The sequence below is a fragment of the Acetomicrobium hydrogeniformans ATCC BAA-1850 genome, from assembly GCF_000160455.2.
In the GTDB taxonomy this organism is placed as follows: Bacteria; Synergistota; Synergistia; order Synergistales; family Acetomicrobiaceae; genus Acetomicrobium; species Acetomicrobium thermoterrenum.
In genome coordinates this window covers 853,531-878,141 of record NZ_ACJX03000001.1, presented here as the reverse complement: position 1 = coordinate 878,141, position 24,611 = coordinate 853,531, and the positions used below count along the sequence as shown (strand labels likewise).

Annotated in this window: 25 protein-coding genes; 15 read left to right on the top strand and 10 right to left on the bottom strand. The window is 49.2% G+C overall.

What is annotated here, in order from left to right; translation table 11 throughout:
- Positions 1-35: 35 nt before the first annotated feature.
- Positions 36-1,187, top strand: a complete 1,152-nt coding sequence (locus tag HMPREF1705_RS04245; RefSeq protein WP_009202133.1) for a YkvI family membrane protein — start codon at positions 36-38, stop codon at positions 1,185-1,187.
- A 76-nt stretch (positions 1,188-1,263) separates the two neighbouring features.
- Here HMPREF1705_RS04245 and HMPREF1705_RS04240 read toward each other — a convergent pair whose 3' ends face one another.
- From HMPREF1705_RS04240 to fbp, 9 genes are all read right to left on the bottom strand, one after another.
- Positions 1,264-2,526: a hypothetical protein gene (locus HMPREF1705_RS04240; RefSeq protein WP_009202134.1), complete on the bottom strand. Its 1,263-nt coding sequence runs from the start codon at positions 2,524-2,526 to the stop codon at positions 1,264-1,266.
- A gap of 14 nt (positions 2,527-2,540) precedes the next feature.
- On the bottom strand, positions 2,541-3,398 hold the full coding sequence (panB, locus tag HMPREF1705_RS04235) for a 3-methyl-2-oxobutanoate hydroxymethyltransferase (RefSeq protein WP_057940712.1): 858 nt from the start codon (positions 3,396-3,398) through the stop codon (positions 2,541-2,543).
- A 49-nt stretch (positions 3,399-3,447) separates the two neighbouring features.
- Positions 3,448-4,389, bottom strand: coding sequence for a U32 family peptidase (locus HMPREF1705_RS04230; protein ID WP_057940711.1), 942 nt, complete (start codon positions 4,387-4,389; stop codon positions 3,448-3,450).
- A 78-nt stretch (positions 4,390-4,467) separates the two neighbouring features.
- Positions 4,468-5,850, bottom strand: a complete 1,383-nt coding sequence (locus tag HMPREF1705_RS04225) for an alanine/glycine:cation symporter family protein (protein ID WP_057940710.1) — start codon at positions 5,848-5,850, stop codon at positions 4,468-4,470.
- Between the two features lie 14 nt (positions 5,851-5,864).
- Positions 5,865-7,073 (bottom strand): YgeY family selenium metabolism-linked hydrolase, encoded by a 1,209-nt coding sequence (locus HMPREF1705_RS04220; RefSeq protein ID WP_242603525.1) that lies wholly within the window; start codon positions 7,071-7,073, stop codon positions 5,865-5,867.
- Positions 7,074-7,099: 26 nt separating this feature from the next.
- On the bottom strand, positions 7,100-7,762 hold the full coding sequence (locus HMPREF1705_RS04215; protein ID WP_057940709.1) for an aspartate/glutamate racemase family protein: 663 nt from the start codon (positions 7,760-7,762) through the stop codon (positions 7,100-7,102).
- A gap of 93 nt (positions 7,763-7,855) precedes the next feature.
- Complete coding sequence (locus HMPREF1705_RS04210) at positions 7,856-9,043, bottom strand: pyridoxal phosphate-dependent aminotransferase (RefSeq protein WP_057940708.1); 1,188 nt, start codon at positions 9,041-9,043, stop codon at positions 7,856-7,858.
- A gap of 12 nt (positions 9,044-9,055) precedes the next feature.
- Complete coding sequence (gene panB / locus HMPREF1705_RS04205; RefSeq protein ID WP_057940707.1) at positions 9,056-9,910, bottom strand: 3-methyl-2-oxobutanoate hydroxymethyltransferase; 855 nt, start codon at positions 9,908-9,910, stop codon at positions 9,056-9,058.
- 67 nt (positions 9,911-9,977) lie between these two features.
- Entirely contained in the window at positions 9,978-11,078 is a 1,101-nt protein-coding gene (gene fbp, locus HMPREF1705_RS04200; RefSeq protein WP_057940706.1) for a fructose-1,6-bisphosphate aldolase/phosphatase, read from the bottom strand.
- A gap of 222 nt (positions 11,079-11,300) precedes the next feature.
- On the opposite strand from fbp, the gene HMPREF1705_RS04195 reads away from it, so the two are divergent.
- Positions 11,301-11,579, top strand: coding sequence for a helix-turn-helix domain-containing protein (locus tag HMPREF1705_RS04195; protein ID WP_057940705.1), 279 nt, complete (start codon positions 11,301-11,303; stop codon positions 11,577-11,579).
- A complete protein-coding gene (locus HMPREF1705_RS11255) occupies positions 11,576-11,845 on the top strand; it encodes a type II toxin-antitoxin system RelE family toxin (protein WP_083489944.1) in 270 nt (89 codons plus the stop codon). Before HMPREF1705_RS04195 ends, HMPREF1705_RS11255 begins: the two co-directional genes overlap by 4 nt.
- A 95-nt stretch (positions 11,846-11,940) precedes the next feature.
- Here the strand turns inward: HMPREF1705_RS11255 and HMPREF1705_RS04190 are convergent, their stop codons facing one another.
- Positions 11,941-13,149 (bottom strand): aminotransferase-like domain-containing protein, encoded by a 1,209-nt coding sequence (locus tag HMPREF1705_RS04190; RefSeq protein ID WP_057941006.1) that lies wholly within the window; start codon positions 13,147-13,149, stop codon positions 11,941-11,943.
- 142 nt (positions 13,150-13,291) lie between these two features.
- On the opposite strand from HMPREF1705_RS04190, the gene HMPREF1705_RS04185 reads away from it, so the two are divergent.
- From HMPREF1705_RS04185 to HMPREF1705_RS04140, 12 genes are all read left to right on the top strand, one after another.
- The gene (locus tag HMPREF1705_RS04185; protein WP_242603523.1) at positions 13,292-14,587 is read left to right on the top strand and encodes a TolC family protein; all 1,296 of its coding nucleotides are present in this window, start codon (positions 13,292-13,294) and stop codon (positions 14,585-14,587) included.
- Positions 14,584-15,738, top strand: coding sequence for an efflux RND transporter periplasmic adaptor subunit (locus HMPREF1705_RS04180; protein WP_009202140.1), 1,155 nt, complete (start codon positions 14,584-14,586; stop codon positions 15,736-15,738). Before HMPREF1705_RS04185 ends, HMPREF1705_RS04180 begins: the two co-directional genes overlap by 4 nt.
- Positions 15,739-15,753: 15 nt before the next feature.
- On the top strand, positions 15,754-16,467 hold the full coding sequence (locus HMPREF1705_RS04175) for an ABC transporter ATP-binding protein (RefSeq protein WP_009202141.1): 714 nt from the start codon (positions 15,754-15,756) through the stop codon (positions 16,465-16,467).
- Positions 16,464-17,693, top strand: coding sequence for an ABC transporter permease (locus HMPREF1705_RS04170; RefSeq protein ID WP_009202142.1), 1,230 nt, complete (start codon positions 16,464-16,466; stop codon positions 17,691-17,693). Before HMPREF1705_RS04175 ends, HMPREF1705_RS04170 begins: the two co-directional genes overlap by 4 nt.
- 123 nt (positions 17,694-17,816) lie before the next feature.
- The gene (locus HMPREF1705_RS04165; RefSeq protein ID WP_009202143.1) at positions 17,817-18,104 is read left to right on the top strand and encodes a secondary thiamine-phosphate synthase enzyme YjbQ; all 288 of its coding nucleotides are present in this window, start codon (positions 17,817-17,819) and stop codon (positions 18,102-18,104) included.
- Between the two features lie 479 nt (positions 18,105-18,583).
- On the top strand, positions 18,584-18,721 hold the full coding sequence (locus HMPREF1705_RS10795; protein WP_009202145.1) for a lmo0937 family membrane protein: 138 nt from the start codon (positions 18,584-18,586) through the stop codon (positions 18,719-18,721).
- Between the two features lie 439 nt (positions 18,722-19,160).
- Positions 19,161-19,394, top strand: coding sequence for a hypothetical protein (locus HMPREF1705_RS04160; protein WP_009202146.1), 234 nt, complete (start codon positions 19,161-19,163; stop codon positions 19,392-19,394).
- Complete coding sequence (locus HMPREF1705_RS04155) at positions 19,358-19,750, top strand: type II toxin-antitoxin system PemK/MazF family toxin (protein WP_207382501.1); 393 nt, start codon at positions 19,358-19,360, stop codon at positions 19,748-19,750. Before HMPREF1705_RS04160 ends, HMPREF1705_RS04155 begins: the two co-directional genes overlap by 37 nt.
- Positions 19,743-19,931: a secondary thiamine-phosphate synthase enzyme YjbQ gene (locus HMPREF1705_RS10615; protein ID WP_009202148.1), complete on the top strand. Its 189-nt coding sequence runs from the start codon at positions 19,743-19,745 to the stop codon at positions 19,929-19,931. Before HMPREF1705_RS04155 ends, HMPREF1705_RS10615 begins: the two co-directional genes overlap by 8 nt.
- 528 nt (positions 19,932-20,459) lie before the next feature.
- On the top strand, positions 20,460-22,151 hold the full coding sequence (locus HMPREF1705_RS04150) for a GspE/PulE family protein (RefSeq protein ID WP_009202150.1): 1,692 nt from the start codon (positions 20,460-20,462) through the stop codon (positions 22,149-22,151).
- A gap of 16 nt (positions 22,152-22,167) precedes the next feature.
- Positions 22,168-23,244, top strand: coding sequence for a type IV pilus twitching motility protein PilT (locus HMPREF1705_RS04145; RefSeq protein ID WP_009202151.1), 1,077 nt, complete (start codon positions 22,168-22,170; stop codon positions 23,242-23,244).
- 17 nt (positions 23,245-23,261) lie between these two features.
- Positions 23,262-24,482, top strand: coding sequence for a type II secretion system F family protein (locus HMPREF1705_RS04140; protein ID WP_009202152.1), 1,221 nt, complete (start codon positions 23,262-23,264; stop codon positions 24,480-24,482).
- Positions 24,483-24,611 lie beyond the last annotated feature (129 nt).

Below are 24,611 nucleotides of genomic sequence, written 5' to 3'. Positions count from 1 at the left end.
CTATTATGAGTGATAAGAGTAAGAGGTGATGAAATATGACGAAGGGGACAGGGACGAGGGCTGCTGCGCTTTCGTTGGCCTTTGTATGGTTTACGACACATTTTGGCGGTGGTTTTTCTTCGGGCAGGCAATTGGTTGATTTCTACGTATCATATGGCTGGTATGCCATTTTCACACCCTTTATTGCCCTGACGGTAATGGCATTTGTCTATTATTTCGCCTGGAAGGGCTCGGTCGTTCATCGGGCTTTCGACTACCATTCCTGGGGGAAGAAGTTTTACGGACGTTACAGTGCGGTGTTTGGAACGGCAAACTCCATAATGTACAACCTGATCCTGCTCACTGCCACATCCGTAGCCTTTGCAACGGGAGGGTCGGTTCTGAAGGAGCTTTTTGGCTCTCCCTATGTTTTAAATACCATTATAATTGCGGGTTTAATACTTTTGCTTACCATATTTGGCGCAGAGGTGGTAAGACGCGCCGCGACGGTTATGGCCGTTTTGATAATAGGCGGGATGGTGGCAGTTTATGCCACTAACCTTGTGGTAAATTTCCCGCTATTAAAACAGGTAATTCTTCAAGCCCCTTCTCCCAAGGGAGCGGGAGGAGCCGTATGGAAAGCGATTACCTATGCGGGCTTTCAGGTTTGCCTCATAGGGGCTTTTGTATCCGTTGCCGATGTGCTTAAAACAAAACAAGACGTCTTTAGAGCTTCTCTTTACGGCTTTATCGTAAATGCTGTCATTTTATGGCTGGCAACTGCGGGGGCATTGACACATTATCCTGCCATAAACAACGAAGTGGTTCCCATCATTTACATAGCCCGTCACTCCGTCGGAGAGGGGGCAGCCGGTGGAATAGTATCGGGGCTCATACTTTTGGCTGTCATATCTACGGGGGTCAGCTGCGTTTACGGTGGAGCTAAAAGGATCGTTGTGGCGCTACAGGAGCGTTTAGGCGACAAGGCTACGGCTAAGGGAGCCAGGGCCACTCATATCATGTCCTCACTGGTGTATGTGGCGGTAACGTGGGGTATTGCGCTTTTTGGCCTTCTCCCGTTGATCTCCAAAGGTTACGGCACCCTTGGTGTGCTCGCTATTCCTCTTATCATCATTCCAGTGTTGGTGAAGGGCTTTTCAGAGACAGAACCGAAGGTGATCCCTGCCACCGAAGTGGTGACCAAATAAAACCTGAAAATGCCCCTAACACAAAAGCCTTATCCTTTAAAGGGTAGGGCTTTTGTGTTAGGCAGCGCTTTTTAAATTACCTTGAGTGCAATCCTGTGGCGGCTAGGAAGGAAAATCCTCTCTTGGTGAGCTCCTCGGCCGTGCGGTTCAAGGCGATGTGCTTGTAGATATAGTTTTGCTCCAACTTTTTGAGGTCTCCGGCCTCCTCAACCTCGGCCTTGGCCCTGAAGTAGTCGAGTATGTCGGAAGGATGGTCCAGTTTGACCTCGTCTTCAGGGTCGCCTCCCTCATGTTTGGCAGAGATGTTGGGTATGCCGTGCTCTACTGCCAAAAACAGGTCGTCTCTTCGGCAGTAAGGCTGTATTACTATGCTCTTGTAGGCCTCCGTTATGTGGTGTTCTATCCTGACCTTATCTTCTAACCCCAAGTCCCTGCGCATCTGCGCCATGGCAAGGAGTGTCTTGGCATTTACCGAGTTGGACACGTTTATTCCTGACAGCGCCGTAGAGCCGTCCTCTCGGGCGAGCGTCTTGGCCAGGGCAAATATTATGAACAGATAGTAAAGGTTATCGGTGCCCATGAAGACCGATATCTTAAACTTGATGTCGACTCCCAACCTGTAGAGTATCAGCCCAGCTAGCACCGAACCGGGGTTGATGTTCAATACCTCACGGATCCCGTAGTTGGTGGCATAGTAAAGGTATTCGTCCACCCATTGAACAGGGTGGTCGTTGGGCTGTCCGACGCCCGTGAAGTAGCCCGTGAGCGTCTGCGGTCCCCCCAGGTGAATGTTCGATCCGTCGGTTCCCTTGGTATCTAACGTCTCGACCCAGCTTGCCCCTGCAATCTGGGCAGCGGCCGCGACGGCCATGATGTCTCCATTATCGTGCTCCTGTTCCTTCATGTTTCTTACCCTAATGAAACGTCCCGGCATTAGCTCGCGCTTTTCGATAGCCCTTTTAGCCTCGCTTATGAACCAGGGGAAGTATTGAAGGGCACTAATCTCAAGGGTGACGGCAGTTGACTCGTCGAACTGCATCGATGAGGCCTTTTCGCCCAACACCTTTGCCCGAAACTCGCTTATAGATACGAAGGCCCTCTTTTCCTTTTGTTCGATGAGCCATTCCAGGTCCTTGAGGTAAGGCGAATTTATCCTGCCCAGGCGCTGGAGCAAATTCGGCAACTTTCTTGCCTCGCAGGCCCTTTCGTTTATCTCCGAAGGGGATCCATACTTCTTGATGACGTTCGATATGTCCCTTACCAGCTTGCTGTTGGGGTCGGCGAGATAGCAATTTAAACTCCTTAAAGCCTCCTCACACAAAATTCCTCCGCAACTCATGGCTTTAACCCTCCTTACTTTCTCTTTAACTCCTCAAGCATCTTCTGATATTCCTCAGCCGTCTCGGGCAGTATGTGGTAGCAATGCTGATCCTCCGGGAATTTGCCCGTCTTGACGTCCTCTATATATGTCTTGAAGGCCTCTATCTCAACTTCTGCGACGTTTGCGTACTTCTTTACGAACTTTGGAGTGAAGGCCTGGAATAACCCTAGCATATCTCCGCATATGAGAAGCTGTCCGTCGCAGGGAGCTCCTGCTCCTATGGAGTAAACGGGTATGGAAAGGTCTTTTGCTATGAATTCGGTTAATTCCGGTGGCACCGCCTCAAGAAGTAGGGCGAAAGCTCCTGCTTCCTCTATAGCTCGAGCGTCCATTATTAGGTCTTTGGCGCTTTTTGGGTCTCTGCCCTGTGCCTTAAATCCCCCAAGTACTCCTGAACTTTGAGGGGTAAGACCGATATGTCCCATGACCAAGATCCCTGCGTCGGCAATGGCCTTTATCCTCGTTATGACCCTTCTTCCGCCTTCAAGTTTCACGGCATCCATGTCGGCTTCCTTCAAAAACCTTCCTGCGTTATACACGGCGTCTTCGTCGGATATCTGGTATGACATGAAGGGCATATCGCCTATGCAAAAAGTATTTAAAGCACCCCTTCGTACTGCCTTACAGCAGGTGATGCATTCTTCCATCGTCACAGATACGGTCCCCTTGTAGCCCAGCAGTACCATCCCTAAGCTGTCTCCTACCAAGATCATGTCCATCCCTGCCTGTTCGGCAAAGGATGCTGTGGGAAAGTCATAAGCCGTTATCCATGCTACGGGCTCGCCCTTTTCCTTCATCTTCATGAGGTCCAGACGTGATTTCTTTGACATGTAGATTTCCTCCTAAACAAATAAAATTTTGTTTGATGCTTTTATTTTTCTAGATTTTAGGAATATGCAAATCTGATGGTCCTTGTTTTGAAACAGTAATATCAGGATCGTTTTCTTGAATGTGATTTATAACCCACTCAGCCCATTTAACTTTCTTTTCACACAATCGCATATGTTCTTCATCGGTAGACCAAGAAGTGTACATAAGCCCCGAACCTGGCCCGGGCTCGAATTTGAAATAGCAGGGAGAGCAAATTCTTGCAACCTCGGGGGCGTCATAAAACCTCTGTGTTCCGCCAAATGATTCAAATGTCCATATATAATAGTCAATAGGGATAGAAGTAACTTGGCGCATCGCTGCAAGCTGCGGTAAAGTTAAATCTGCAATAGGGTTATATGAGCTAGCTCCAAGTTTTTCTGCAAGTCTTGCGCCGGCAGCCGAACTTACTCCAGCCCAGACAGAAAGCTTTATAGCAACATCTTTCGGGAAGTCCCCATTTTCTTGCATTTGCCTGACTAAATCAAGCAATCCCATATCGACTAACATGAATCCCCTAAGCCCAATTTCATACATTCTATACAGGTCTGCTATGACCTTTCGTAACTCATCGCAACCTCTGTGATGCATACCCCCTGATTTTTGCCCCTCTGGCGCCACAGCCTGTCTTCCTCCATCCCAAGCATTCCTGGGGCCGGCAATCGCTATTACCTCGATTTTTTCCTCTGCTGCCATCTGTGCGAAGTCTTTAAGCTCTTGGTCGCTAAAGAGGGTTCCACCTTGACAGAAAGAAACCACCCTGTGAACAGGCAAATTTCTCCTGTTTTTCTCTTTTATAATGGCTTCCAACACTTTGGGACCTTCTACTCCTGATATTTCAATCCTATAAGAGGCACCATCTGGAAACCTCTTGTCACTTGATGGCAGATCATACCTGTCCCTTCCAGGAATCCCACATCTCTCCATGAAATTGGAAACGGTGTCAAGTTTCATTGCTTTTACCTCCTAAAATTTTTAATAAGAAATTAAAAAGAAGCTAGCTGAGTTTTAAACGGCAAGAAATATCATGATTTAAGATTTATCGATCCTGGCTGGATAACGGAAGTTCCCTGATTTATAATTTTCAAGGAAATCGGGTAATAACTTTTTAAAGAATACAGGACTTAATAATAATAAACCTATTAAGTTAGGCACAGCTAATATGCCGACAAAAATGTCCGTAAAGAGCCATATAACTGGAGTTGGCCTGGTTGCAAAGATGAGTGCAGGTGCGAGAAAAACGAACTTCATAGGAAATATTAATTTTGTTCCAAAAAGCTTAGTGACAGCGGTCTCAAAACAAACGTAGTAGCTGATCATGGTAGAAATAACAAAGGTCAAGATTCCAAAACCAACGACATATCTCCCTATTATTCCAAGGGTAGATTCCAATGAAGCCATTGTTAGCTCAGCACCAGTCAAACCAGATGTCCACATGCCAGTTGAAAGAATTACTAACGCCGTAATTGAGCAAATTATAATTGTATCGAAGAATGCTTCAAAAGCACCCCATAGCCCCTGGCGCACGGGGTGATCTGTACGGGCAGTGGAATGTATTAATGCAGCTGTCCCTAAGCCTGCTTCATTTGAAAAAAGACCTCGAGCAATTCCCTGTCGCAGTGTATAAGCTACAGCAGCCCCTGCGAACCCTCCCATTGCAGGAGTTGGGGACAATGCATGGGAAAAGATGAGTCCAAAAGAGCTGGGTATATTTTTGGCATTCATTCCAATCACAATTAAAGCACCAACAATGTAAACTAAACCCATTATTGGTGTCAACTTCTCTGAAACCCGCCCGATAACAGAGAAACCTCCAATAATAGTAATACCAGTTACAATAACCCCAAAACTAACTGTTATTAGTGGATGAATATTGAACATGGTTTTCATAGCTACTCCCATGGTGTGAGGTTGGACAAGCGTTGAAGTCATAAGGACCCCTAAAAAAAGGCATATTGAATATAAAATGCTTAACCATTCCCATTTTGGGCCCAATCCCTTGGAAATGAAATGCATAGGTCCTCCGTAAACGGTATTGCCAATTCTAGTTCTATAGTGAATACCTATGCTTACCTCTACTGTTTTCACAACCATTCCTAAAATTGCAGTAATCCACATCCAAAATATAGCTCCAGGACCGCCAAAAGTAATAGCTACAGCCACACCAGCAATATTGCCAGCACCTACCACAGCCCCTATACCGGCTGCTGTAGCTTGGAAAGGTGTCATAGAACCTTCTTCCCCATGACTAAAACCTATTTTCCCCAACGTTTCCTTAAAAATTAGACCAAATTTTCTGATTTGAAAGAATTTAGAACCAATGGTAAAATACAAACCCGCCGCCAAGATAAAGACCATCATTGGTGGCCCCCATAAAACACCAGTTATCCAATTAAGTATTCCTTCCAACGTCATAACTACCCCTCCTTTTATTTATTTTTTGCTATTTTTTTAAAAAACGACCTGGTGATACCAATATAGCCTTCACAAGCGAGGAGTAAATGCTCAATTTCGATATATTCATCTGTGACATGAGCAAGGTGTTCATGGGAGCCACCATATCCCACCGTGGGAATCTTTGCTTTACCTGCATAATAGCTGCCATTCGTACAAAAAGCATAGTGAGATATCGTAGGCTTTTGTCCTACAGAGAGCAAGCCTGTGTGTGCTGCTTGGACGAAGGTATGATGCTCATCATAAATCCATGCTGGGGCAAAGCGTTTTGCTTTAATTGTTGCACCAGTATAACAACGCGCCGAGCCTTCGCTTAAATAAACCTTTGCCGTTAAAGAAGGATCTTTAACATGCAACATATTTATTATATTCTCAATTTGGTCTAATATTTCTTCTTCAGCTTCATTTGGCAGTAGACGCCTATCATAGGTTGCGCGGCACAAATCTGGCACCACGCTCGCTCCTGGATAAGGAGAAGATATGATATCAGTTATTTCTAAAATACCTTTCCCAAGAAAGTCATGTTTTTTTGGAATAAAACTTTTTTCTATTTCTACAATCAATGCTGCCATTTTTTTGATTGCATTAAGCCCAATTTCTGGATTAGAAGAATGAGCAGTCTTACCGTAAGTTTCTAAAACCAACTCGGCTCGCCCACGTTGTCCTCTTTTTAGCGTCAAACCAGATGGCTCCCCTATGACGACGAAGTCCGGTTTATAATTTTTTGCTACTTCTTGAGATGCCACACCCTCAAAACACTCCTCATGGACGACACAAGCAATATAAATAATGCCATCAATGTGATTTCTTAAATTATTTTTAATATATGATGCTGCATGCATCATAGCGGCAATATTCCCTTTCATGTCAGTGGCACCACGTCCGTAAATACGATTGTTTTCTATTTTGCCGCCATAAGGATCGTATTTCCATTTTGAGGGGTCGCTTACATCAACGTGATCCATGTGTCCATCAAAAAGAATGCTGCTTCCGCCCTTCCCTAAAATAATTGTTCCGATTATGTTCCCAAACTTATCGCTTTCGACATTGTCGAACCCAAGTCTTTCCATAGTTTTAGCAATGTATTGCGCCACCTCTTTCTCGTTGCCTGACAGGCTTGGTCTACGGATTAGTTCCTGGCAAGATGTAATAATTTGATCTTTGAGCTCGCTATTAATGAACAACACATATCACCTCTTAAAATCTTGTTTCAGGCGTTTAGGGCAAGACTTAGTAAATTTATCATTTCACTAGCTGGATCATAAACGGGCACGTCACATATAGACTTTAGTTCCTGCACAAAGTAGGGGAAGTGAGTACAACCCAACACTATTGTTTCTACTCCCATAGCAAGCATACCTCTTACAATTTCCTTAATGCCAAGGGAATTAACTATATTCGAAGGCCCCATCGATGCTTCAATGGCCTGTACTACAGGCATCATGCCAGCCCCTACAACAAGTATATCAGGGTTGTTATCGTAAAAAATCTTTTCAATTCCACCTGCACTCTGGCAATTAGCAGCTAAAACTCCAATTTTGTAATAAGCCTTCGCTATTTTTTTGTAGACATCGAGAGGTGTTACGATAATAATGTCGGATTTTTCTCTAATCCAATCTAAATCTACCGATGTACTAAGGGAATTACAGTAGATTAATATTCCATCTACACCATTTGCCTTTAACCATTCTATTTTTTCTAACGTAATCCTAGTCAGTTGCTCTCTATGTAGTACCTGTAAAATAGTTTGTTCCTCTGTGCGTTGGCTAATAGGACATTTCAATGCTTCATAGCCATGTGCTTCTAGCACACTTGCTCCCATAGCAGTATCGACTGAAGTGCCCGCAATAACGCCTACCTTTATTTTTGCCAAGTTTTATCACCTGACCCATACTTAAAATTCGAAGCTTTAAAAGACTCTTCAATTTATGTATGTTTGTTTAAAATCACACATCTAATCTTGAGATCACCCCGGATATACAGAAAGAGCTTCTGCAAGTATTCTCACTGCCTTTTTTAAGTCTTCTTTTTGCAGCGCGTAGGACATACGAATTTCCGATTTTCCCAAGCCAGGCGTTGCATAAAAACCCTCTCCAGGAGCAGCTGAAATAGTTTCATCATCTAAAGCAAAATCTTGGAGCATCCAGATGACAAATTTTTCTGCATCAAGGACCGGAAGTTTGGCCATTATATAAAAAGCTCCATCTGGTTGTTTACAAATTACCCCAGGAATACTTTTAAGCCCTTCAAACAGAATATCCCTTCGTTCACGATATTCTTTATTTACTTTGCGAATGTAGGATATGGGCGTGTCATAGAGAGCGGCAGCTCCGAGTTGTTCAAGGAGTGGTGGACAACCCCGAGATTGACAATATTTTAAAGCAAGTGACATAAATTCTTCGTTTTTACTAACCAAGCAACCTATACGAGCCCCACATGCGCTGTATCTTTTTGAAATCGAATCTACAATTACAACACGATCACGTATTCGGTCGATATGCCCTAGGCTAGTGTAAGGACTATCCATATACACAAACTCCCTATACACCTCGTCCGCAATGATGATTAAGTTATTTTGAATTGCTATGTCTGCAAGGGACTCTAATTCCTCTCGTGAATACACAATTCCGGTAGGATTTCCAGGGTTGCTAATAAGTATAGCTTTTGTCCTGGAGGTAATAAGTTTGGCTATCTCATCTTTAGCTGGCAGGTGAAATCCGTCCTCTGCTTTAGTTGTTATCGGAACAATGTTTCCCAATGCTGAGGCAATAAAGGCTGCATAGGAAGGATAGAACGGCTCGGGAATGATTACCTCATCTCCTGGATCACAGACTATTAGCATTGCATAATGTAAGGCTTCGCTGCCTCCATTTGTGATCAATACATCTTTTCGTTCCAATGGTATTTTAATGTTATTGTAATATTCTACAATTTTGTCAATGAGTTTTAGTTCTCCCTGTGACCTTCCATATGATAGCACTTTGCCATTATATGCTTTCAAAGCTTCAAAATACCCCTTTGGAGTTTCGACGTCCGGTTGACCTATATGGAGTGGATAAACTTTCACTCCTCTACTCAAAGCCTCTTCCAAATATGGTTCAAGCTTACGGATTGGAGAAGCTGGAAGAACATAACTTCTTTTCGAGAATTGCATGATATAACCTCCCTATCTTCTTAACTCCTCAAGCATCTTCTGATATTCCTCAGCCGTCTCGGGCAGTATGTGGTAGCAGTGCTGATCCTCCGGGAATTTGCCCGTCTTGACGTCCTCTATGAAAGCCTTGAAGGCTTCTGTCTCAACTTCCGCAACATTTGCGTACTTCTTTACGAACTTGGGAGTGAAGGCCTGGAATAACCCGAGCATGTCTCCGCATATGAGAAGCTGTCCGTCGCAGGGAGCTCCTGCTCCTATAGAGTAAACGGGTATGGAAAGGTCTTTTGCTATGAATTTGGTTAGTTCTGGCGGCACCGCTTCAAGAAGTAGGGCGAAAGCTCCGGCTTCCTCTATGGCTCGGGCGTCCATTATTAGGTCTCTGGCGCTTTTTGGGTCTCTGCCCTGTGCCTTAAATCCCCCAAGTACTCCTGAACTTTGAGGGGTAAGACCGATATGTCCCATGACCAAGATCCCTGCGTCGGCAATGGCCTTTATCCTCGTTATGACCCTTCTTCCGCCTTCAAGTTTCACGGCGTCCATGTCGGCTTCCTTTAAAAACCTTCCGGCGTTATAGACGGCGTCTTCGTCGGATATCTGGTATGACATGAAGGGCATATCGCCTATGCAAAAGGTATTAGGAGCACCTCTTCGCACTGCCTTGCAGCAGGTGATGCATTCTTCCATCGTCACAGGTATGGTCCCCTTGTAGCCCAGCAATACCATCCCTAAGCTGTCTCCTACCAAGATCATGTCCATCCCTGCCTGTTCGGCAAAGGATGCCGTGGGAAAGTCGTAAGCCGTTATCCATGCTACGGGCTCGCCCTTTTCCTTCATCTTCATGAGGTCCAGACGTGATTTCTTTGACATAACCCTCCACCTCTTCTTATGGATTAACATTATCCGGACGGAAGACTTTCTCCCGCCCGGATTGCAGTTAATGCCTGATCTCGAACTTGCCTTCCAAGGCCTGGAGCCTTTCGACTATGCCGCCGTACTCGAGTTCCCCGTAGGGCAGCATGGCATTTCCGTAGAATCCTTGCCTGCGCAGCTCTATTGCCTTTTTCGAGGCTATCTCCCTCACGTAATCCCAGAAGGGATGGTCAAAGGCGTCGGCTTCCTCGGACAGCTTGCCCTCCTTGACGCAGTAGGCGGTGCAGCTTACGATTGGCGGGCCGTCGAAGAAGGACACGGAGCTGTTTCGCTTGACGGACATGAGAGGCCCCTGGTGACTGCCCCTCATGAAGCCGCCTACGTAAGGTACCAGCGCGTAAGGCTCAAGAATCTCTCCCGTGGCAGGAAAACTGCCCTGGACCCTGACTAAAAGGATGGGATCGTCTTTCCCCACGTATTTGCCGGCTATGTTGTGAAGCCTTGTTGTGCTGGCGACGGCCGCTATCTCCCCTGTTGTCCTTGAATAAACAGCTTTTACAACGTAACGCTCCGGATCCCGAAGCAGCGCCGCGATGTCGTAGAGCTCCTCGGGGGCAACGAGAGCTATTACTTTGTCGCCCTCGGTGTATGAGACGTCCATGATCTCAAACTTGAACCCCTTGAACATGTTCGGCGAAAGAAGCAGCCCGCTGCAGTACATGGGATCGCAAAAGGCCAGATACAAAGGGAGGTTGTAGGCTCCAGGGTCGGTCTTGTCGGCGGCAAAAAGCAGGAAAGGCTCGCTTTTTCTTTCCTCGAACTCCATCTCGGCGATGCCGGGGCCAAGCCCCCTTATATTGCCGGAGAAGGCGTCCTTAAGCAGGTCCTGCCCCGCACCATAGAGGCCCTCTTTCTTTGCCACGTCGGCGGCAGCCTTGAAGGCGTCCCAGGCTATCTGGTGGATGAGTGGGTTGTCCGTGCCGTGAGTGTGGGTCATCAATATGGCGATGTCGTCTCCCGTGTAGGAAAGGCGGAAATCGATGAAATCACTGCCCAGATGAGGCTGAAGCGACCTTTCCACCTCCTTGAGCAGCGAAACACTGGGGCGAATGTGCCCTCCAATGCTTCCTATGTCGGCCTTGATCGCTGTTAGGGTTACTCTCAATGTGCTCTCCCCCTTTTCATTTTTGTGATCAAGACAGAGTTACGCATATAATTTTACACTAAAATGCACAAATGTTAAATTAGACGTCCGAGGTCGGTCCAGTTTGATTGTTCGTATTGATATGAAAAAAGATGATATAGAATTTAATATGTGGTATCATATTGCCGTAGACAGGAATAGCAATTATTAACAACAAATAGGAACCGTTAGGAAGTGATAGAAATGGAAAAGCTACTTACGCCAAAGGATGCGGCCGAAATCCTTTCGCTTTCGCCTGTGACGATAAAAAAATGGCTTTGGCAGGGAAAATTAAAAGGAATCAAAGTGGGCAGCGTGTGGCGGATCAGAGAAAGCGACCTAAAGGCATTTTTAAAGACAAGCAATGACGATGAAGAGAAGTTGAGCAGGGATGACCTGGAAGCTGTAAAGCGCGGCCTGGAAGACATCAAAGCCGGCAGATATGTGACGCTGAAAGAGTACGAGCAAGATAAAAGACTGTGAATTATGAAGTAAGACTCTCCCGTGAAGCCGTAAAAACTTTAGACCGCATGGACTCCAAACTTGAAAAACGTATCCGCAGTCGGCTGCACGAACTGTCCGATGATCCGCTCGATCCACGGTTGAGCAAGCCGTTGACGGATATGGAAGGGCTGCGCTCGTCCCGCGTCGGCGGGTGGCGGATACTTTATACAATAGATAACTCCGCTAATGCGGTAATTGTATTAGCCGTACGACCGCGTGGGCAGGCTTACAGGCATCTCAGGTAGTTGAAATATAGGTATGGCATCCTGTTTCTTAAACTGAAAAAGTTGGCCCCAAAGCCGAGCATATGCTTTGGGGCCAACTTCGTATCCTTGTCTTTTTATCCGGTTTCCTTATATCTGGACAAAGCCCTTCCAAGCCTTTCGCCCGCCTCTTCGGCAGTTTCCGGCGGGACCTTCGCGAAGGAAAGCCTCAAGGTGGATCTGTCGGCAGTCAAGACGTCGGGATAAAAGGCAGCCCCAGGAACGACGCCTACCTTTTCTTCAAGCACCGCAAATTTGGCAAAGTCGAAGCAGTCCTTCAGCCACGGCACGCGGGCCCAGATGAAAAACCCTCCCTTGGGCAGGTCGTAGGTCATGCCCTGAGGCACCGCCTTTTCCTGCAAAAAGCGATGCAGAGCGTCCCTTCTTGTCCTGTAGGTATCGGCCAGCTTGGCAAGGTGGGCTTTCATGTCGATATTTCGCAACAGTTCCCAGGTCGCCCTCTGCAGAAATGCCGGAAGGGACAGCTTCGTCGCAAGCACAAGTTCTCCCATTTGAGATGTGATCTTTGAGGGCACGACCATATATCCGCACCTTATGCCCGGCGCTATGATCTTCGAGAAACTTCCAAGATATATGACCCTGTCCTCATCTTGGGCTAAGCCGATATAAGACCCTGCGTGTTTTCCCTCGTACCTGAGGTATCTGTAGGGATCGTCTTCTATGATCAAAAAGCCGTACCGCGAGGCCAGCTCCAATATCCTTTTCTTCCGCTCCTCCGTCGTCACACAGCCCGAGGGATTTTGGAAGTTCACTATCGTGTAAAAGAGTTTAACCTTGTTTTGAGATAAAACCCTTTCCATTTCCTCGATTATAGGGCCGTCCTTGTCGACGGGGACGCTTACGAACCTTGCCCCTTCCTTGCCGAAGGCAAGAAGGGCCTCCGGATAAGTTGGGCTTTCCGTAAGCACCGTGTCGCCCGCCTCTACAAAGGCCTCGGAAACGAGGTTAAGCCCGTCCTGCGACCCGTTAGTCATTATCACGTTTTCCCCGCCGTAGCTTTGCGGCAAAAGTCCGTCTTCCTTCATCCATTCGGCTATCCATTCCCTAAGCTCCGTTATCCCCGTGGAAAGGGGGTAGTAGCTGAGGATTCCGGGATCCCTCAAAGCCCTCTCGATGGTCTCCCGCAGCAGATCTACGGGATACATCTCGCTCGAGGGCTCGCCCGCCGTCAGCGAAATTGCCTTGTGTTTCTTTACGAGTATCATCATCTCCGTGATGGCGGAAGGTTTGATCCTCTCGGTGACCCTTTTACCCAGCAATGACATTATGTCCAACCCTACATCACTCCTTTTTTCGAATTCAGTGGCCTTAACAGGACTTTAATGTTAAAACAGGTGTAGGTGTAAGTACGGATTGCATTGCATAAATATTATAATAAAATTACAGAAAAAGATAGAAAGGAGCAAAATGCATTTGAAGGCTCGGACTAAATTAATCTTGGCGTCAATTTTTATTTATTCGGCAGCTTTATTCGGACCTTCGCCTTCTCAGGCCGAGACCTTAATGCTACAAGAGGGCGATCTTTTAACCTTGGAGCAATGTATAGAGATAGCCCTTCAGGCCCATCCCGACGTCATGGGCGCTCAAAAGAAGGTTGAAGCCCAGGAAAGCAGGGTTGGCCAGGCAATGTCGCAAAATTACCCCGAGCTGTCCGCATCCACCAACTACTCGAGAAGCTCTCCAGCAGGCGGAAGCACCCACTCAAATTACTCCAGCAACATCTCCCTATCTCAAGTTATAACCGACTTCGGTCAGCGGGAAAGGAAGATAGGCATTGAGAGAGAAAACGTCACAGCGACAGGATTTGAGGCGGACAACAGGAAAAGAAATATTGCCTACGGCGTCTCGGAGGCCTACTACGGGGTGCTGGCTGCTAAGAGAAACGTCTCCGTGGCCGAGGATACGGTGAGACAGTTTGAGGAACACTTAAGGCAGGCTCAGGGCTTTTACGAAGCAGGTACGGCGCCCCGCTTCGATGTAACGAAGGCGCAGGTGGATTTGAGCAACGCCCGCCTCGAGCTAATAAAGGCCAGATCCTCGCTTGAGATAGCCTGGAAGACCTTGAGCAACGCCATGGGCTTTGCCGACACGCCCTCCTATGACATAGCCGATGACATGGACTTCAAGGTCTACGATATAACGAAACAGGAGGCGCTGGCGAGGGCTTTTGACAACAGGCCGGACCTCAAGGCTCAGGAAACCAGCGAGGTCACGGCACAAAAATCGCTGGAGCTTGCTGCCAGAGGCGATTCTCCGACTCTTTCGGCCTACGCAGCCTATAATTTTGAGGGCAGGGATTTCCCCCTGGATGAGGGATGGAACTTCGGCATGACCATGAGCATTCCCCTTTTTGACGGACATCTCGTGGAATATCAGACGAAGGAAGCAGCCGCCAACCTGGAGGAAGTTAAGTTGGCCACTTCATCCTTGAGAAACAACATCTCCCTCGAAATCGAAGAGGGTTATCTTTCCTTGATCGAATACGGCGAAAGCGTGGAAGTGTCCAGGCTTATGGTAAGGCAGGCGGAGGAAAACCTGGAGCTGGCCCTTGGAAGATATCAGGCGGGAGTTGGAAGCCCCATAGAGGTTACGGATGCCACGGTGGCTTTAAACGACGCCAGGAAAAATTACGTTCAGGCACTTTACGATTACAGGATGGCCGAAATTACGCTTAAAAGCGCGATGGGAGAGAATTTACCGTGAAAAAGAAGATGTTATTTGTCCTCGTCATAGGAGCGGTGCTTTTCGCGGCCTTTGGCAGGGGGTTTTTTAGCAGGAAGGAGGGCGTATACTACGATATGGCGCCCGTCGAAAGGTGCGATATCTCTTCTTTCGTGACTGCCATAGGAAACGTTTCGGCGGTGACGACCGTAGAAGTGGGAACTCAGGTCTCAGGGACTATAAGGGAAATCTACGTAGATTACAACTCCATCGTGAATAAGGGGCAGATAATAGCCCTCATAGATCCCACCACCTTTGAAGCTCAGGTGGAGCAGGCAAAGGCCAACCTCATGCAGGCAAAGGCCGGGCTGCAGAGGGCACAGGCCACCCTTGCCGATGCGAAAAGAAACCTCGACCGCCAGAAGATGCTCTGGGAGAGGGATTTAATCGCAAGGAGCGACCTAGATTCTGCCCAGACCAACTACGACCTTGCAGTGGCAGGCGTAAGCGAGGCCGATGCGAACGTCCTTCAGGCTCAGGCTTCATTAAAGAAGGTCGAGACCGACCTCGGCTACACCAGGATCTACTCTCCCGTAGATGGCATAGTGGTCTCCCGCGACGTGGACGTAGGACAGACGGTGGCTGCAAGCTTTCAAACGCCTACGCTTTTTACGATAGCCCAAGACCTCACCAAAATGCAGATCGAAACGAACGTCGATGAGGCAGACATAGGGGAAGTCAAAGAAGGCCTTAGCGTGACCTTCACAGTCGATGCCTACCCCAACGCCATCTTTTCGGGCAGGATAAAGCAGGTGAGGATAGCTTCAAGCGTGGTTGAAAACGTCGTGACCTATCCTGTGATTATCGACGTGTCCAATCCCGATTTGATGTTAAAACCCGGCATGACGGCAAACGTGACCATAATTACCGATAAAAAGGAGAACGTCCTAGCTGTGCCGAGCGCTGCCTTCAGGTACAGGCCTTCCGCTTACGAAGGAGAACTCCTGCGAGGCCGGGTCCTTTGGGTACTGGAGGAGGGACGCCCCCTTCCCGTACAGGTAGAGACGGGAATAACCGACGGAGCTTACGTGGAGATAAAAAGCGACGATCTTAAAGAGGGCGATCGCGTCATAATCGGCGAGGAAGCAGGCTCCACAAAGGGAAGGGCAAGCGCAAGGAGATTTCCCTTCTAGGGAGAGGGGTTGGAAATGGCGTTAATAGAGGTGAAAGACGTACGAAAGGTTTACAGGATGGACGGCGTGGAGTTCGAGGCCCTGAAGGGGGTTTCCTTTTCTGTCGAAAAGGGAGAATTCGTGATAATAATGGGTCCTTCGGGGTCGGGCAAATCAACCCTCATGCACATATTGGGAGCCCTGGATGTGCCCACGTCCGGCTCCTATCTGCTGGACGGCAGGGAGATCACCGACATGACGAGAGATGAGCTGGCCCGCGTCAGAAACGCAAAGATCGGCTTCGTATTTCAGGGGTTTAACCTCCTTCCCAGGATGAATGCCATGGAAAACGTGGAACTTCCCATGCTCTACGCGGGATTTCCAACGGCAGAGCGAAAGCGGAAGGCCGAGGAGGCGCTGGAGCTGGTGGGTTTGCTTGATTGGGCCGATCACAGGCCGAACCAGCTCTCGGGAGGCCAGCAGCAGAGAGTGGCCATAGCTAGGGCGCTGGTGAACGATGCCCCCCTTCTTTTGGCCGACGAGCCGACGGGAAGCCTGGATTCCAAGGCCGGTGCTCAGGTAATGGAAATGTTGGTGAGTTTGAACGAAAAACGGGGCATAACGGTGGTGCTCGTGACTCACGACAGCAACATCGCAAGCTATGGAAAGAGGGTCATAGGTGTTTTAGACGGCTTGATATCGAGCGACGGGTCGAAGGAAACAGTCGAAAGTCGGGTGGATGTCGAATGATATCCTTTGTCGAGACCTGCCGCGTTTCCTTCAGGGCCATAGTTTCAAACAAGATGCGATCGGGCCTTGCCATGTTAGGCATAGTCATAGGCGTTGGGGCGGTCATAGCTATGCTTGCGCTGGGTGCGGGCGCTACTTTTCAGATAAAAAGCGTCATGTCCAGCATGGGAAGCAATCTGCTCACGATACGGCCCGGGACGGTAACCTCGGGAGGCATCCGCATGGGCGCCGGCAGCATCCCCTCGCTGACTTTAAGCGACGCCACGGCCATAAAAGAGGAATGTCCGTCCATCGAAGAAGTGCTGGCCCAATACTCAGGGGTGGCTCAGGTGGTCTACGGAAACCAAAACTGGTCAACCCAAATTTCAGGCGTTACTGAAGGAGTATTCGTGGTCAACGACTGGCAGCTGATGTTGGGGCGTCCCTTCACGGAGCAGGACATAAGAAGTGCCGCCAAGGTGGCCATACTTGGGACGACCGTGGCGCAAGAGCTTTTTGGCTATTCCGACCCCGTAGGGGAGACGATTAGGATAAAAAACATACCCTTTCAGGTGATAGGCGTACTTGAGCCCAAGGGCGAGTCGAGCTGGGGCAGGGATCAGGACGACGTAGTCATGGTGCCCGTAACGACGGCGCAAAAGAGGCTTTTTGGCATGCCAAGACCAGACATGGTTTCTTCCATAACGGTAAAGGTCAAGTCAGAAGACCTAATGGACAGAGCCCAGGAAGAGGTGACCCTGCTGTTGAGACAGCGCCACAAGATATCAAATCCACAGGACGACGACTTCACCGTGAGAAATATGCAGCAGGCCATGGAAGCAGCCCAAGAATCCATGAAGGTGATGTCCCTTCTTTTGGGCTCTATAGCATCGGTATCGCTGCTGGTGGGCGGTATCGGCATAATGAACGTAATGCTCGTTTCCGTCACCGAGCGCACCAGGGAGATAGGTATTCGCATGGCCGTCGGCGCGACTTCAAAGGACATAATGCTTCAGTTTCTGGTGGAGTCGGGGATGCTTTCCATGACCGGCGGAGCGGTGGGGGTCTTCCTTGGGGCGCTGCTGTCTTACGTGCTGTCGCAAGCCTTCAGCTGGCAGACCGTGGTGCTTCCGGGCTCCGTTGCCTTGTCCTTTGGCTTTTCCGCATTGGTTGGCATCGTCTTCGGCTTGTACCCCGCCTACAAGGCTTCCCTTTTAAACCCCATAGATGCACTTCGGTACGAATGAGCAATGGGAGGTGTTTTAGGTGTTTATGGCTCATACGTTGCGCACTAAGGCTCGTGAGGAGCTTATAGACATTACGCGTACGGTGGAAGAGGACGTGAGGTCTTCAGGTATAAAGGAGGGCTTATGTGTGGTTTATGTCCCCACACCACTGCGGCCGTTACGATAAACGAAGACGCCGATCCGAGCGTCAGGGAGGACATCTTGAGACAGCTTAAGAACTTGGCTCCGCGTAAGGGAGAGTATTCGCACCTCGAGGACAACTCCGACGCCCACATAAAATCAAGTCTGCTTGGAGCATCGCAAACCATACCCGTTCACGAAGGCCGCCTCGTGCTCGGTACCTGGCAGGGCGTATTTTTCTGCGAGTTCGACGGGCCGAGGGACAGGTGCTTTTATGTTTTATTAAAATAAAAAGTTTTAGTAAGAAAGAACGCGTGGCGGACACAAATAGTTCCCCTGGATCTAGTTATATAAATCTAGTTATATTAAATATAGTTAGGGGTCGCCAGGCGAACCGGAGGGGGTCGCTACGTGTACTGGAGGGGGTCTCCAGGCGTACCGGGTGGGGTCGTCACGTGTACCGGTTGTGAATTCCCAGCGAGTTCACGTGGAATTTTCATGCAGAAAATTTTATTATTTTGAAAGTTTGCCCTATTGTCAAAATAATATGTTCGTGATATAAAAGATATATATGGTTTCGGGGAAACGATGATCCTTTTTTCGTTAAGTTGTTCAGGGAATGTCCGGCCAGGAAGATGTCGGTACCATGGCTGACATGGTGAAAGGATCCCATGGAATTGTGATCATCCTAATTTCTACAAGGGCGCAATAGGTTTGGGGGGATCCTGTTCCTTCCGCAAGGGAGGATCGAAAATAGTGAGGTGAACGGAATGTTGACAACAATTGCTGTTGTTTTGGTCGTTCTATGGCTTTTAGGACTTGTGACATCGAACACCATAGGGGGCATGATCCATATTCTCCTGGTCATAGCCATTATCATGTTCCTGCTTCGAGTCATCAAGGGATAATCTTCCCGGCGGAGGGTTACGGGGCGGCACACATGGGACCAGCCCGGCATATGCCGCGTACTTCGCTGCCGTCGGATATCGTCGGTAAATGCCCGGATCGTCGCTGCCGTGATCAACTCCGCTCCCGGTATTGTCTTGATCAGCTGTATTACTTCGTCGTCCTCCGTCATATCCGCGATAACCCGAGCAAGCTTCTTGACCTCTTCGGAAAGTCGGTCTATCGTCAGCCTAACCGTGCCTTCCTCCCTCCTAGGTCAATGACCCCGGAGAAATCGTAAACCTTTCGTCCAGGTTTTTTCGTGAGGCAACGAATCGTTTTCGTTTAGGTTTTAGGTGAGGCAACTCGCCGGCTTGACCCTCCATTTTCTAGACCCTATAATAGCAGTTACCAATGGCACTATTTATTGGACCCAGATGTAGGGCCTAAAGGAGGGTTCACATGAAACAGGTCAAGGTCGGACTCGATGAATCGCACGTCAAATTGCTTGAACAGTTCAAGCGCTTCGGATTCAAGGATAAAAGCGAAATGGTTCGTTTTGCCCTGGATCTATATGTGAAGGATATGGCCAATCGACGTTTGCGCGAATCGGCGGCCCTTTACGCCCAAGTTTACGAGGAGGACGCCGAGTCCCGAGAATGGACGAAGGCAAACACCGCGGAGTGGCCGTCATGAGCGTGTTAAAACGGGGGATGGTAATAGACATCGACCTTGATCCCACGAAGGGCTCCGAGACGGGAAAAGTTCGCCCCTGCGTGGTCGTTACCAACGACGTTTACAACGAGCGCGTTCCCGTCGTTCAGGTGGTGCCCGTAACGGCCTGGAGCGAAAAGAAGGCCAGGATTATCACAAACGTGGAAATAGATCCGACCCCCCGAAACGGACTGACCAAAAAATCCGTCGCTGACTGCCTGCAGACCAGGCCCGTCGATTACGCCGAGCGCCTTGTCAGGGTGCGCGGCGAACTTGAAGAAGACGTGATGTCAAAGATCGACGATGCCCTAAAGATCGTCTTTGGCCTGGATGGATAGGCTACGGTATGAAACATTCCTCGAGGGCAACTCCGACGCCCACATAAAATCAAGTCTGCTTGGAGCATCGCAAACCATACCTGTTCACGAAGGCTGCCTCATGCTCGGCACCTGGCAGGGCGTATTTTTCTGCGAATTCGACGGGCCGAGGGACAGGCTCTTTTATGTTTTATTAAAATAAAAAGTTTTAGTAAGAAAGAACGCGTGGCGGACACAAATAGTTCCCCTGGATCTAGTTATATTAAATATAGTTAGGGGTCGTCACGTGTACCGGTGGCGTACGTCAGGCGTACCGGTTGTGAATTTCCGGCGAGTTCACGCGGAATTTTAATGCAGAAAATTTTATTATTTTGAAATTAGTCCTATTGTCAAAACAAGATGTTCGTGATATAAAAATATATCTATAGGTTTAGGGGAAACGATGATCCCTTTGCATCTCTGATGACGGGCGCAAGAGCGAAGGGGGAGTGAGTAGCGCGACCGGCCCCGTAGAGCAGTGCGATTTACAGGCTTCAGGGGCTTTTTTAATGGATAGTTTAAATTTGTTAACTAATTACATAAAAGTAATAAAACATAGCGTTAGTGCCGTAGAAAATAAATTTTAACATTGTCCGAAATTTTTCAGCTCACTTTCGATCTAATTTTGTATGTTATGCTATAACGGCATTACGAAATCTGCTTAGTATTATGATAGTCTGGAGGCAGGTCTATGAATAACAGGGACAAGCAAGTCGAGAGGAAGCCTCTTTTGGGCCAGATACTGGTCGAGCAGGGTTACATTCTGCCCGAGCAGTTGGAGATGGCCTTAAAGGAACAGACCGCCACGAACCTGCGCATCGGCGAGATCTTAGTGAAAAACGGTTGGGTCACGGAAAAGGATCTGGCCCAGGCCATTTCAAAGCAGACGAAGTATCCCTTCGTTTCCCTTTCCATGTTTCGCCCTATGCAGGAGGCCATTGACACCATACCCGAGAGCATGGCCAGGAGGCTTGAGGTCGTTCCCCTTTCGATTGATGCAAACGCAAATAAGCTGACCATAGCAATCTCCGATCCCTTCAACATCCTGGCCCTCGACGAGATCAGGATGATAACGGGCATGGACCTTGAGATCATGATAGCCACCCTTTCCGACATCAAGCGCGCCATAGAGTCCTTTTACAGCGTAAAATCAAGCATCGACAGGGCTTTAATCGAGGTGGTAGAGGAAGAAAGCACCGAGTTCGACCTGTCGAGGGAAGAGGCCATCTCCGTCGACGACGCTCCCGTCGTCAAGCTCGTTAACACCATATTGGGACAGGCCGTGGAAAGCGGCGCCTCCGACGTCCACGTGGAGCCCTTCGAGAATGAGACGCGGGTCAGGTACAGAATAGACGGCGTCTTATTTGATATGCTAACCTTTCCGAAACATCTTCACCCCCCTGTGTCGTCTCGAATAAAGATAATGTCGGGCATGGACATCGCAGAGAAGCGCCGCCCTCAGGACGGCAGGATACTCCTTCGCGCAGAGGGTAGGCGCATCGATATAAGAGTATCAAGCCTTCCCGCCATTTACGGCGAAAAGCTGGTCATGCGCTTGCTCGATCAGGCCACGGCCATGGTGGGCTTGGAAAAGCTCGGGCTTGATCCCGAGGAGAAAGTGGCGTTGGATAAGATAATAAAAGTGCCTTACGGCATCATATTGGTCACGGGGCCGACGGGGAGCGGAAAATCGACCACCCTTTATTCGATACTGCAGACCCTTAACTCCTACGACGTGAACATCACGACGGTGGAAGACCCCGTCGAATACACCATTGCGGGGGTTAACCAGGTGCAGATAAACGAAAAGGCGGGCCTTACCTTCGACACGGTCTTGAGGTCCATACTGCGCCAGGACCCCGACATCATACTGGTCGGCGAGATGCGCGACACGGAGACGGCCCAACTAGCCGTCAGGGCAGCCCTCACGGGGCACTTGGTGCTGTCGACGCTTCATACAAACGACGCTCCAAGCTCCATCATAAGGATGGTAGACATGGGAATTCCGCCCTTTTTGGTGTCCTCTTCCGTGGTCGCCGTGATTGCGCAGAGGTTGGTCAGAAAGCTGTGCCCCAGCTGCAAGATGCCTTACGAGCTGCCGCAGGACGTGGTTGAAAGCCTGGGCCTGGATGGCTTTACGACCGTCTACAAGCCTGGAGGCTGCGATGAATGCCGCGGCACGGGATACAAAGGCAGGACGGCAATTTTCGAGATAATGTCCGTGACCGAGGAGATAAGGAGGGCCGTGATGACGGGAGCCACCTCCGACGACCTTCGGGCCATGGCCATTCGTCAGGGCATGAGAACCCTTCGAGTCTCGGGTGCCAAAAAGGTGAAAGACGGGATAACGAGCGCCGACGAAGTGCTTTCGGTGACACTGTGAGGATCGAGGTGTTGTCATGTCCTTGCGTTTCGAAATTCAGGAATTGTTTACTGAGGCTTCAAGGAAAAATGCCAGCGACATTCATATTTCGGTGGGTTTTCCTCCAACCTTTCGCATAGACGAACAGTTGTACCCGATCGACCATCCTCCTCTGACGGCAACTGACGTCAGGAGTATATTGTCTCGCCTCATATCGGAAACCCAGCTTGAGCGTTTCTACAGTGAAAGGGAGCTGGATTTCAGCTTCAACTTTACCCTCGCCAACGGGGAAATAGTCCGCTTTAGGGGCAATTGTTCTTTCGAGCGTGGCAACCTAGCTTTGGCCTTAAGGTTGATACCCCAGAGGATTCGCCTTATAAAGCACCTTCTCCTTCCCCCTCAGATTCAGGAAGTCACAAAGAGACGCCACGGTCTTTTTCTAGTAACAGGGCCCACAGGGCATGGCAAATCCACGACTTTGGCAGCTATAATACAGGAGATAAACTTGACCAGGAGTTGTCATATAGTTACCATTGAGGATCCAATAGAATATATATTCACCTCGGCAAAGTCACTGATTCATCAGAGGGAAGTCGAGGTGGATACCTCAAGTTTCGCTGAGGCCTTGAGGAGGGTGTTGCGCCAGGACCCCGACGTGATAATGATCGGCGAAATGAGGGATTTGGAAACCACAAGGGCTGCAATAACGGCTGCGGAGACGGGACATCTCGTCCTTACGACGCTTCATACCCCCGACGCCCCACAGAGCATAGACAGGATCTTGGACATCTTTCCGCCCCATCAGCAGGAGCAGGTGAAGCTACAGCTCGCCAACATATTGATAGGAGTCTGTTCCCAGCAGCTCGTCCCTCTACCGGGAGGCGGCAGGATAGTTGCCACGGAGCTCATGTGGGCAGTTCCTGCAGTGCAAAACTGCATCAGAGAAAGGAAAATCCACGGCTTGAAGAGCATCATACAGACTGGGCTTGATCAGGGCATGCACACCATGGACCAGGACTTGGCCCGCCTAGTGAAGGAAGGCAAATTGCCTTACGACCTGGCAGCTTCCTACGCCTTCGATCTCAAGGACTTTAACAGGGTTCTTCATACCTAAAAAAGAGTTGGGTGACAATGGCTTACAGGTACAGAGCAAAAAGCAAAGAGGGCAAAATTGTTCAAGGTACACTTGAGGCCTACTCGGAGGAGCAGGTGCTTCAATGGCTCAGGGAGAGGGCATACTACCCCATAGAGATAGAGGAGGTCAGGGAGGGTGCGGTCAAAACGCTCAAGGAAAGGCTGCAGACCTTCTCGACGATCAGGCTCAAGGACAAGGCCGTTTTCTTCAGGCAGCTGGCCACGATGCTCGATGCCGGCATAACCTTGGGGATGGCCCTTGACATGCTCGCCGAACAGACGGAAAACAAGCGCTTCGCCGAGGCCATAAGGGAAGTCAAGACCATGGTTGACAGGGGCATCTCTTTGAGCGCCGCCATGGCGACCAAAAGAGAGTTTTCAAAGCTCATGGTGGCCATCGCCAGGGCAGGAGAGGAAGGCGGAGTATTGGAATCGAGCCTGGACCGCCTTGCCACCTTCCTGGAGCGCCAGGACGAGCTCCGGAAAAAGATCATTTCGGCCTCGACCTACCCGGCAGTGGTCATGGGCTTTGCTTTAATGGTCGTCTTTATTCTGGTGACGGTGATAATGCCCAGGTTTACCTCCATCTTCATGGATTTGGACATACGCCTTCCCCTGCCCACGAGGATTATCTTGGGTTTTTCCATGTGGATGAGCCATTTTTGGTATTTGCCAGTGGGGCTGGTCTTATTGCTTATTTTGGTCATTTACACCATGGCGAAGAACAAAAACACGAAGGCAAAGTTAGATGCCTTCAGGCTAAAGCTTCCCCTCTTCGGGGATATATGGAAAAAGTCCGTGCTTGCAAGGACCTTTCGCACCTTTGCCGCACTTGTCCAGGCGGGCGTTCCCATACTTTCTGCCCTTGAGATGACAGCAGACGTGTCGGGCAACGCCGTCGTGGAAGACGCCTTCGCCCAGATGTCCGACCAGGCCAAAAGGGGCATGTCCATGGGCGAGACGGCAAAAAAGATAAAGGTCATACCTCCCCTGGCGGCCCACATGATAACCGTAGGGGAGCAGACGGGAAGGCTAGAAGATATGGTGGACAAGGTTGCGGATTGGTTTGAGTTCGAGCTCGACGAAAAGATAAAGCGTCTCACCTCCATAATCGAGCCCGTGCTCATAGTCTTCGTGGGCGGGGTGGTGGCGCTCGTCGTCTTTGCCGTCTTCATGCCCATAATCGGCTCGATCCAGGGCCTGCTTGCCGGAGCGTGAGGCAGAGAGGGCGGCGAATATTAAAAGGAGGTGGGTCAAAGGTCAGCAAAAGGGGATTTATCGTTCGTAGAAGGAGAAAGGCAAAAGCTTTAAAGTGCAGGCAGCATCTAAAGGAGGATGGTTTAAGTG

Excerpts from the sequence above, each read along its gene's own strand:
- HMPREF1705_RS04170 (WP_009202142.1), top strand. The coding sequence starts at position 16,464 with ATGATATCCTTTGTCGAGACCTGCCGCGTTTCCTTCAGGGCCATAGTT.
- HMPREF1705_RS04160 (WP_009202146.1), top strand. The coding sequence starts at position 19,161 with ATGAAACAGGTCAAGGTCGGACTCGATGAATCGCACGTCAAATTGCTT.
- HMPREF1705_RS10795 (WP_009202145.1), top strand. The coding sequence starts at position 18,584 with ATGTTGACAACAATTGCTGTTGTTTTGGTCGTTCTATGGCTTTTAGGA.
- HMPREF1705_RS04150 (WP_009202150.1), top strand. The coding sequence starts at position 20,460 with ATGAATAACAGGGACAAGCAAGTCGAGAGGAAGCCTCTTTTGGGCCAG.
- panB (WP_057940707.1), bottom strand. The coding sequence starts at position 9,910 with ATGTCAAAGAAATCACGTCTGGACCTCATGAAGATGAAGGAAAAGGGC.
- HMPREF1705_RS04140 (WP_009202152.1), top strand. The coding sequence starts at position 23,262 with ATGGCTTACAGGTACAGAGCAAAAAGCAAAGAGGGCAAAATTGTTCAA.
- HMPREF1705_RS04225 (WP_057940710.1), bottom strand. The coding sequence starts at position 5,850 with ATGACGTTGGAAGGAATACTTAATTGGATAACTGGTGTTTTATGGGGG.
- HMPREF1705_RS04165 (WP_009202143.1), top strand. The coding sequence starts at position 17,817 with ATGTGTGGTTTATGTCCCCACACCACTGCGGCCGTTACGATAAACGAA.
- HMPREF1705_RS04175 (WP_009202141.1), top strand. The coding sequence starts at position 15,754 with ATGGCGTTAATAGAGGTGAAAGACGTACGAAAGGTTTACAGGATGGAC.
- HMPREF1705_RS04145 (WP_009202151.1), top strand. The coding sequence starts at position 22,168 with ATGTCCTTGCGTTTCGAAATTCAGGAATTGTTTACTGAGGCTTCAAGG.
- HMPREF1705_RS04190 (WP_057941006.1), bottom strand. The coding sequence starts at position 13,149 with ATGTCATTGCTGGGTAAAAGGGTCACCGAGAGGATCAAACCTTCCGCC.
- HMPREF1705_RS04230 (WP_057940711.1), bottom strand. The coding sequence starts at position 4,389 with ATGAAACTTGACACCGTTTCCAATTTCATGGAGAGATGTGGGATTCCT.
- panB (WP_057940712.1), bottom strand. The coding sequence starts at position 3,398 with ATGTCAAAGAAATCACGTCTGGACCTCATGAAGATGAAGGAAAAGGGC.
- HMPREF1705_RS04240 (WP_009202134.1), bottom strand. The coding sequence starts at position 2,526 with ATGAGTTGCGGAGGAATTTTGTGTGAGGAGGCTTTAAGGAGTTTAAAT.
- HMPREF1705_RS04185 (WP_242603523.1), top strand. The coding sequence starts at position 13,292 with ATGCATTTGAAGGCTCGGACTAAATTAATCTTGGCGTCAATTTTTATT.
- HMPREF1705_RS04155 (WP_207382501.1), top strand. The coding sequence starts at position 19,358 with ATGGACGAAGGCAAACACCGCGGAGTGGCCGTCATGAGCGTGTTAAAA.
- HMPREF1705_RS04245 (WP_009202133.1), top strand. The coding sequence starts at position 36 with ATGACGAAGGGGACAGGGACGAGGGCTGCTGCGCTTTCGTTGGCCTTT.
- HMPREF1705_RS04195 (WP_057940705.1), top strand. The coding sequence starts at position 11,301 with ATGGAAAAGCTACTTACGCCAAAGGATGCGGCCGAAATCCTTTCGCTT.
- HMPREF1705_RS04210 (WP_057940708.1), bottom strand. The coding sequence starts at position 9,043 with ATGCAATTCTCGAAAAGAAGTTATGTTCTTCCAGCTTCTCCAATCCGT.
- HMPREF1705_RS10615 (WP_009202148.1), top strand. The coding sequence starts at position 19,743 with ATGGATAGGCTACGGTATGAAACATTCCTCGAGGGCAACTCCGACGCC.